Source organism: Fibrobacter sp., assembly GCA_024398965.1.
In the GTDB taxonomy this organism is placed as follows: Bacteria; Fibrobacterota; Fibrobacteria; order Fibrobacterales; family Fibrobacteraceae; genus Fibrobacter.
This window is the reverse complement of record JAKSIF010000071.1, coordinates 1-9,598: the sequence shown is the minus strand read 5'-3', so window position 1 is coordinate 9,598 and position 9,598 is coordinate 1. Positions and strand designations below refer to the sequence as shown.

Annotated in this window: 4 protein-coding genes; 3 read left to right on the top strand and 1 reads right to left on the bottom strand. The window is 51.9% G+C overall.

What is annotated here, in order from left to right:
* The 3 genes from MJZ26_13865 to MJZ26_13855 all read left to right on the top strand — a co-directional run.
* Positions 1-494 (top strand): hypothetical protein (locus MJZ26_13865; protein MCQ2106865.1); only part of this gene is annotated, 494 nt, incomplete at its 5' end.
* A gap of 60 nt (positions 495-554) precedes the next feature.
* Positions 555-3,980 carry a hypothetical protein gene (locus MJZ26_13860; protein ID MCQ2106864.1) on the top strand — a complete coding sequence of 1,142 codons (3,426 nt, stop codon included), beginning with the start codon at positions 555-557 and terminating at the stop codon, positions 3,978-3,980.
* Entirely contained in the window at positions 3,980-6,568 is a 2,589-nt protein-coding gene (locus tag MJZ26_13855) for a hypothetical protein (protein ID MCQ2106863.1), read from the top strand. Before MJZ26_13860 ends, MJZ26_13855 begins: the two co-directional genes overlap by 1 nt.
* A 341-nt stretch (positions 6,569-6,909) precedes the next feature.
* Here the strand turns inward: MJZ26_13855 and gyrA are convergent, their stop codons facing one another.
* Complete coding sequence (gene gyrA, locus MJZ26_13850; protein MCQ2106862.1) at positions 6,910-9,438, bottom strand: DNA gyrase subunit A; 2,529 nt, start codon at positions 9,436-9,438, stop codon at positions 6,910-6,912.
* Positions 9,439-9,598 lie beyond the last annotated feature (160 nt).

Genomic DNA, 9,598 nt, shown 5'->3' with positions numbered 1-9,598 from the left:
CCAAACAGATATACTCCGGCATGCTCACCCCGGACCGCAAGGCCCAGTTCAACACGCTCGTCAGCCAAGCCTTCCGCGAGTGGGTCAACGCCATCGTCAGCAAACGCCTCCAAAACGCCATCGATGGCGTCAACCCGCCCGAACCCCAGGAGCCGCAGCAGACCGACGATTCCCCGGAAAGCCCCGACGACAAGGACGACGGCATCGTCACCACGGAGGAGGAGCTGGAAGGCTTCCGCATCGTGCGCGCCATCCTGGCCCAGGTGGTGGACCCCAAGCGCGTTTTCCTGAAGGACACGCGCAGCTACTGCGGCGTGCTGCTGGACCACAACGTCCGCAAGCCCCTCTGCCGCTTCCTCTTCACCAACACCCAAACCACCCTCATCCTCCTGGACAAGGAGCGCAACGAAAAGCGCATCCCCATGGATTCCGTGCTCGACCTCTACAAGCACGCAGATGAACTCATCGAATACGCCAAGCTGTACTTGAATTGAACCATACACATCAATCCAAGGCGAAAATTGCATTAATCACCCAACATTCTCAACAAAGCCATGAACGAAAACAAAAACGATAACAAAGACGAAAACCAAAAAGAAAACATAGCCGCGCCTTCAACCATCACCATTGATCTCGATGCACTAGATAGCACAAAGCCCCTTGGCGAAGGGAAATTGATTTTCTATGATGAGTGTGTCCGCATGGTTAAGAATATACGCAAAAAGGCTGGCAGCAACATAAAGAAACTAAAATTAAAGGATAATTGTAACTCCAATGAAGCAGATGATGACTCTCAGGGCACGCCCAACTGCTTTTTCATTGACGGGCCCAGAGGCTCAGGGAAATCAACGCTCTTGAGAGCTGTCAAGCATAATTTGATTAGCAGTAATCACGACACCAATAAGGAATCGGAAATTCAGATTTTCTCCCTTGCAGATGTCGATCCAACAGAACTGGGCAAAGGAGAAAACTTCTTCATCTATCTGTTGGGCAAAATATATTTACAACTTCAAGACAGAATCAAGCAGAGCAATGGGAGAGACTCATTGTTAGACAAGATACGAACAGCGTTATCCACTATCCGCGACATGTCCGGCGGCCTGCAGATGCTAATGGATTCAGAGGAAATTTTGAAAAGGAACGAGACTCCGGAGTTCTTTTTGGAAAACTGCATAGAAAAGTGCGCCGACAGTTCAACTATGCGCGAAAAATTCTCTTCATTAGTTGACGACTTGGCGCAGATTGTCAACACGGACGTGTTTCTGATTACGATAGACGATGCCGACTTGAATTTCAGCAAATGCGAGGATATTCTTGAATATATCCGCAAATACATGCATAGCCCAAGGCTAATTTTCCTGTTCGCCGGGGACATGCAACTGTATTCGCAAATCGTAAGGGGCATGCAACTTCAAAACTTCCACGTAAAGCAGCTAAGGTATGACTCCCAGCGAGAAGATAATCGCAATCAATTATTGGACAGCATAGAAGAGCAATATCTCATGAAGTTATTCCCAGTTGATAACAGAATACGTACTTCATCCCTAAAAACCATTGTTGACGAAAATCGTATAATTAATATACATATTTCCCAAAACAACAAAGACAATCAAGAAAAAGACCAAGATATTATTAGCACGTTAGTGACATATTTAAAAATAAAAGTAGAAGAAGGTACAATTGATACAATAATGCTTCTTCCATTGCGTTCAGTGCTTTTTCTTCTCCGGTATCTTGTAAAGAACTCTCTCGAAAACAATACGCCTGAAGCAGCTATATACACATGGAAAGGAATCCAAGAAATTTTTCAGCTGTCACTCATAGAACATAATGTAAACCGCTCTCAAATTGGAACAAAAGATATAAGGATCCTGCAAAAAACCATCTTGAAATACCATGCTCGAGCTGGTCTTTGGCAGGCCGATTTGTCCATGCAGGCGAACGAAGGGGAAACAAAGTCAAGACAAGTAGCGCTTTGCCTGGCCGGAGGAGTTAGCCAATCCTCTATGTCTTTGAGCATGAAAATCAAGTATTGGTGCGCATGTTTCCCTCTTTGGCAAAGAGTAAAAGAAGAATATATTTACGTTACGTATGAAAGGGAAGCCCATGAATTTCTAAATTCGTGCCTTGAGTTGACAAATGCGCAGCAGCGCGGTTTCTGGGCAGATCTTGCATGCGCAGCTGTGGCACCAAACTCAGCTGATCCACTCTTATTTAACCTGGGCGTCATTTGTCTGCTTAATGATGACTGTGCGCAAGACAATGAAATAGGACAAGACGAGCGGAGGGGGTTCAAATCATTGGCAAATACGATCTTAAACAGAGAAAAATTCGAAAATGACGATGACAAATTGGCAACCGCCGCCATCAACACATCCCTCTGTAGGATAGATAACATAGACAATTCATATTACCATATTTCCATATATCATCTCTTGATGAATATAGCTGAGTGGCTGGATTTTGGCTACGAAAAATTCACCGATCCGACCAATCTCGCAGCAAAAGGCAATTCTGAAGAGCAAGTGGAAAAAATTAAAAACGAGATATCAATCAGAATGACGAAGGGAAGCGTGGCACATCAAACACCAGGCATTTCTAGCTCATATCGGCGCAGCAGGCATTATGCCAATACGCGAAGCGCACGCCTCTCGGAAATCTCCAGCAGGGACAAGACGGAGCTTCCGGTTCAACGCATCACACATACATACAAATGTGATACATCATCCAAGATAGTTGAAAAAATGTACAACTGGCTAAAGCAGTATTTTTCATGTTCATACGTATCCTCTTCAACGGAATTCTCCAATGCCTGGGGCGCTTTCCAAGGAGCCTGCAGCAAGCTTGCTTTTGATAGATCAAACGATTCCGAGGATATTATTTCACCTTACAAACCATCATCGATACTCTTGCACTATATGGAAGCAGTCGAGCATGCTGCGGGCTATTTCTCCACAGAGACAGGCCTTTCTCTTTTCGAGTGCATAAGTTCTTTCCCTTTATGGAAAGCGCTCAAAGCCTCATTGGAGCATCCGTCAATCCTCAAAACAAATCTTGACAAAGCGAACATCGGCATGTTCATTAACTTCAAGTTTAAGGAAAAATATCATCAATACAAACTCAAACGAGATGTTCTAGCTGAAAAAGTTTCTAGATTGAAAAGCGACACCGAAAAGGCGCAGTCCCAATTCTCCTCTGCACAAAAGGAACAAGAGGAGGCGCGAAAGCAAATGATAGAAATGGAAACCAAATACAAACGCATTCAAGACGCCATTCTTACAAATTTAGAGAAACAACAGGAAATTGAATCAGCATGCAAGCGGCTCTTAGATGAAGAATTGCATTTGCAGCAAGATATTCTCAATTACAAGAGAAAAGAAAGTGAAATAGAACAGCACTTGAAACAAATCCAACAAAGCATTGACCGCATAGAACGGGTCATGAACGGAGATAGCGTTGATTTTCCAGAATATTCAATCATGATGGAATATATCCAACAACACCTTCAACATAAATATAAAACAAGGATTGAAAGTGCCAAGCATGAACATCAAGCTGCCATTGATGCTATAAAAAGGGAAATTCGACAGCTACAACAGGAAGAAAAGGGGAAACTACCAAAAGATGCATATCCGCTTGCACTGGAAAATAGAAAGAAATATCAACATACTCTTGATGATGTGCGTTCAAATATATCAATTCATACAATTAAAAAAACAGAAATATCCAGGGACAGGGTACTGAAAGACAAAGAACTGTCAAGCATAAAAGAACGTCTTGATGAATTCTATAAAATAGATTACAAAGCCCACGTTGATTATGAAACAGCCAAACTGAAATATAGCATATCAGAGAAATATGCAAATGAAACTAAGGATATTGCAATTGCCACGATAAATGAATTGGAACAAGTGAAGAAGATGTATAGCAAGGCGGAAAATGATTGCAAAAACTTCAAAACATTCAAATCGAGCGATTAATGTCCTCCATCCTGAGTACAGTACCCATATATGTTCTGGCCAATCCACTTGCGCTGAACCAATGGCTGGAAAAGCCCGGCAAGCCGGTTGACTGGAAGCTGTGGGCGGGGACCGCGTTTGCGCAGCGCGATCCCACGCGGCCCGGGCACGTATTCGAGCGGCGGTGGGCTCAGTACGAGGAACAAGGCGGTCACGACAAGACGAACGGCCGCATCAACCTGTTAACGTCGCTCAGGCTGATAGCCAATGCCTACCTTGAAATACAGAACGGGCGGCTATACATAAAAAAACAGGGAGAGAGCACGGGATGTGGGGATGCATCATCGGAAAAATACGGCAAGTCTCCCCACTTCGACCGCTGGCAGAATATCCGGGCAAGGATGACGACGCTGCCGGTCAAGCTGTACATGCTGCATCAACACCATTGTCCCGAGGATTATTTCCTGGCACATCCCAAGGAACCGATGGTGGCGGATTTCATCAGGGAGGAGGGGCTTAACGAAACGCATCTGCACCTCAACGGCTGCTGCTACCCGGAAGAAGAATGGCTGCACGATCTGTATGCCATTCCCCAATTTCTCAAGCGGGAAACCAAGGAATTCAAAGAAGCAAAAATCAAGGAACTCTACGCCAGCGTCAATCCTCAACTATGCCCCTCCATCTTGGCCAACCGCATGAAACTGGCCAAGGGGTTGAGGGAAGCGGCAATCCAAATGGAAGAATGGTGGACCGAGGGACATCATGGCTACGCAACGCTTGAAGGCATGACCAAAGACATGCAGCGCTACCTCTTGCGATATTCCCTGAACCCCAGTTTTTTTCCAGCTCCCAAACATACGATAAACGTGCCGATGGACCGCCAGGCGCGCTTGAAACAAGAAATGATGATGTGGATGAGGGCTTTCTCTCTCCTTGAACCAAGAAGCACCTTCCCGTACAAAGAGAGGCTGGAAAACTATCTGCACCTGTACCTCCTGATGCAAAACGAGCACATCTGCCTCAACTACCACACGGAAAACCGCAAGGGGTTCGAGGCATTTTCCGTCAGCAACGACCACGCAAAACTCTCGGTGGGCAGTCCCGACTATTACAAGGACACCTTTTACAAATTGCTGAAAGCCGCGGAAGCCAAGGGAAAGAACATTTTAGAGGTGCGTGTCACTCCGGGGAGCCTCAGAAAAAACAAATATTCATACGTAAAATTCTTTGCGGAGGCGGAACGGCGATGGCTGGACATGCAAGGGGAAAAACAGCGCATACATGGGGACAAATTTCAAAGTGCCCCGTGCAATTCGCAACTGGTTCTGGTGGCCCATATGATCAAGAAATCCCTCAAACCCCTTAATGAAAACAAGGGCTATATTTTCTCGGACCTGTACGAACCGAAACGGAGCCAATACATGGAAGATGCCTACAAGTTGGCCCAGGATGCACGCCACCTCAGGATGACGCACCGCATCCCGGTAGCGATTGATGCGGCCAACTCGGAACTGAACATGCCGCCGGAAGTGTTCGCGCCTGCCTACCGGCTGTTTGAACAGGAAAGCAATATTTCCCACAAAACATACCATTGCGGAGAGGATTTCCTGCACCTTATCAGCGGCATACGCGCCGTGTACGAAGCCGTCACCTTTCTCGACCTGCGCAACGGGAACCGAATCGGGCACGGCATTTCCGTGGGAATACACCCGGAGGAATGGCTTGAATCCATGCCCGGCAGGCTGATAATGACCAGGCGAGAATGGCTGCTGGACATGATACTGGTGTGGAAACTTCTACATGAATGCAATCCCGCGGCCGCAGCGAAGGCAGAAAGCGAAGCTCTGCGGGTGGCAGGGCTCATTTTCGCTTCACCCCCCAAGCAGTTCCCCTCAGAAAACCTGCAGTACAACTCCATCCACACCCTGAGCCAATTTTTTGAAATGAGGCAATTCGTGCCTGCACATGTAAACAATTGGCTGGACAAAGTTCCATCCGTCAGTCGCTTCCAAGAGGCAGAACGTGAAACATTAGATAAAAGGAAGGAGCATCACGGGCCGATGCCGGCACTGTTGTATCGGCATTGGAATGACAACCGAGACTGCCGTCTGGCCCAAGAAGAAAGCATCGAGGTGAAGAGCGATTTCCTGAGTGTGCAGGAGCTGTTGCAGTTGCAGCAGCGTGTGCAGCACCTCATTGCCGAGCGGGATGTGGTGATTGAAACCCTACCTGTGAGCAACCTGCGCATCGGGCAGATTCGGCACATCCAGGAACACCACGTGCTGCGCTGGCTGAAAGTGAAGGACTATGCGGTGGAAGGTGATGCGGATATGAACATCTGCATGGGATCGGACGACCCGGGCATCTTTGCCACCGACATCAAGAACGAGTACTACCACCTCTACATGCTCCTGCGCAATGCGGGGCTCTCCGCGCACGAGGCCATCGAAAAGCTCAAGCGGGTGAACGATGCCGGGCGCACGTTCGCGTTTCGCGAGTTGCCGGATATGCAGCACACCACATTCAGCCTCATCAGCCTGTTGAACGACTCGCCTCGGAAGCCAACGTTGCGGGAGCGCCTGGAGATGCTCGAAGAACGCGAATATTAGGAATCAGAAATTTCTCAACACTGGACTCTGCCCACAGCGGGAGAGCGCCAGGGTTGCATATAGGTAAAGGATGTGGTACATTGCGGGTGTGGGTGGGTGTTCCCGTTGTCATCTTGGCTAGACCGAGTAAGGCGCGGGAGCCCCACCCATTCTCTTTGCCGTTGACATCTGCGCGGAGTGCGCGAGAATGTGCGCCAGCTCCCCTTGGCTGGGATAGCCTTAGCGGATTCCGCAAGGTCCCCCTGTCGGCCATCGGGAGCTTTTTGCATACCCGCACCTGATGATGAAAAGGGCGGCACCGGTAACGGTGCCGCCTTTTGGTTGATGAATGGGAATGGAGGTTATTCCTCGGCGGGGGATTCGGTGTCCCCGGTCTCGGAATCCTCGTCCGTGGATTCATCGTCGTCGTCATCGTCATCGGGGATGACGAGGGTGATTTCCTGGATGGATTCCTTGGCATCGTTGAGGGTGATGAGCTTCACGCCCTGTGCAGCGCGGCCGGTCTCTCGGATGGTGTTCACCTTGATGCGGACGGATTGGCCGCTGGAGGTGACAATCATGAGCTCGTCCTCATCGGTGACGGAGGTGGCGGAGACCACAAGGCCGGTCTTGTCGGTGCAGTTCATGGTCTTGATACCGATGCCGCCGCGGGTCTGGAGGCGGTACTCGTCGAACCCGGTGCGCTTGCCGAGGCCCTTCTCGGAGACCACCAAGAGGTGTGCCTGCGGGTTGACCACGGAGAGGGAGACGACGTAGTCGCCCTCGCGGAGGCGCATGCCGCGCACGCCGATGGTGTTGCGGCCCTGGGTGCGCATGTCGTCCTCCTTGAAGCGGATGCTCATGCCGTTGTGGGAGACGAGGACGACCTCGTCCTCACCGCTGGTGAGCACCACGTTGACGAGGGTGTTGCCCTCCTCCAGGTTGATGGCGATGATGCCGGCCTTGCGGTAGTTGACGAAGTCGTTGAGTGCGGTCTTCTTCACGGTGCCGTCCTTGGTGGCGAACACCACGTTGCCGGAACCCTCTGCGAAGGTGATGTCGTTGCCCTTCTCGTCCACCTTGCGCTCCAGGCGCAGGGTGGAGACGATGCGCTCGTCCGCCTGCAAATCCAGAAGGTTCTTGATGGAGCGGCCCTGCGCGCTGCGTGAACCCTCGTCAATGTTGTACACGCGCTCCACGTACACGCGGCCGGTGTTGGTGAAGAACATGATGTAGTCGTGGTTCTGTGCGGCGAAGAGGTGCTCGATGAAGTCGGCGCGGTCCTTCTTGCTCTTGGTGGTGGCGGCCTTCACGCCCTTGCCGCCGCGTCCCTGCAGGCGGTACTCGTCCGTGCGGGTGCGCTTGATGTACCCGCTGTGGGAGATGGTGACGATCATGGCGTCGTTGGGGATGAGGTCCTCGATGGCGCGGTCGCCCTCGTACGGGATGATCTGGGTGAGGCGCGGGGTAGCGTACTTCTCCTTGATGGTGCGCAGCTCGTCCTTGACGATGCCGAGCACGCGGGACTCGTTGGCCAGGATGTCCAGGTAGTCCTCGATCTGCGCCAGCAGGGCCTTGTACTCGTCCGTGATCTTGTCGTTCTCCAGCGCGGTGAGCTGGTAGAGGCGGAGCTCCAGGATGGCGTTGACCTGTCGCTCGGTGAACACGTAGTTCTCGCCCTGCACGGAGGGCTGGCTGCGGATGAGGATGCCGAGCCCCTCGGCGAGCTTCGCGGAGTACTTGAACGCCATCAGGCGCTGGCGGGCCTCCTCGCGGTTCTTGGAGTCGCGGATGATGCGGATGAACTCGTCCAGGTTGGCGAGGGCGATGAGGTAGGCCTCCAAAATCTCCGCGCGGTCCTCGGCCTTGCCGAGGAGGAAGCGCGTGCGGCGCACCACCACCTCGCGGCGGTGCTCCACGTAGAAGTTGATGGCATCGCGCAGCGTGAGCACCTTCGGGCGGTTCTCATGGATGGCCAGCATGTTGATGGAGAAGCTGGTCTCCAGGCTGGTGAGCTTGTAGAGCTGGTTGATGACCACCTGCGGGCGGGCGTCGCGCTTGAGCTCCACCTCCACGTAGTCCGTGAGGTCGCGCATGCCGGCGATGTCGTTGATGACCTTGTCGCGCACCAGCTCGGCGATACGCTCCTGGAGGACGGCGCGGTTCACGCCGTAGGGCATGTCGGAGATGTGGATGTACTCGCGGCCGTTCTCGTTGGTGACCACCTCCATCTTGCCGCGCATGAGCACGCTGCCGCGCCCGGTGCGGAAGTAGGAGTCGATTCCCTTGCTGCCGAGGATGTATCCTCCGGTGGGGAAATCCGGGCCCTTGATGTAGGCGCGCAGCTCGTCAGGGGTGATGTGGGGATTGTCGATGTACGCGCAGATGCCGTCCACCACCTCGCCCAGGTTGTGCGGGGCCATGTTGGTGGCCATGCCCACGGCGATGCCCGTGCCGCCGTTCACCAGCAGGTTCGGGAACGCGGAGGGGAACACCACCGGCTCCGTGGTGGAGCTGTCGTAGTTCGGCTGGAAGTCCACGGTGTCCTTCTCCAGATCGTCCATGAGCGCCATGCCCATGGGGGAGAGCTTGGCCTCCGTGTATCGGTAGGCGGCGGGCGGGTCGCCTTCCGGGGAGCCGAAGTTGCCCTGGCCGATGACCAGCACATCTCGCATGTACCAGTTCTGCGCCATGTTCACCAGCGTGCCGTACGCGGAGGAGTCGCCGTGCGGGTGGTACTTACCGATGGTGTCACCCACGATACGGCCGCACTTCACCGTGCCCTTGTTGGGCACCAGGCCCAGCTCGTGCATGGCGTACAGCACGCGGCGCTGCGACGGCTTCAAGCCATCACGAGCATCAGGCAACGCGCGAGAAATAATAACTGACATGGAGTAGTCGAGGAAGCTCCTCGACATTTCCTCAGCCACATCAACGGGTCTAATACGTGTTTCGTTCATATTGGTGTAATCGTGAAAGTTTTTGGTGTATCCTTTATGTACAATGTACAAATTATGGTTTTCGCAGCTTCGCTGCGGTTGTTTTGCATGC

What these genes read in the sequence shown, in the direction of transcription:
- MJZ26_13860 (MCQ2106864.1), top strand. Translation starts at nt 555, where the DNA reads ATGAACGAAAACAAAAACGATAACAAAGACGAAAACCAAAAAGAAAAC.
- MJZ26_13855 (MCQ2106863.1), top strand. Translation starts at nt 3,980, where the DNA reads ATGTCCTCCATCCTGAGTACAGTACCCATATATGTTCTGGCCAATCCA.
- gyrA (MCQ2106862.1), bottom strand. Translation starts at nt 9,438, where the DNA reads ATGTCAGTTATTATTTCTCGCGCGTTGCCTGATGCTCGTGATGGCTTG.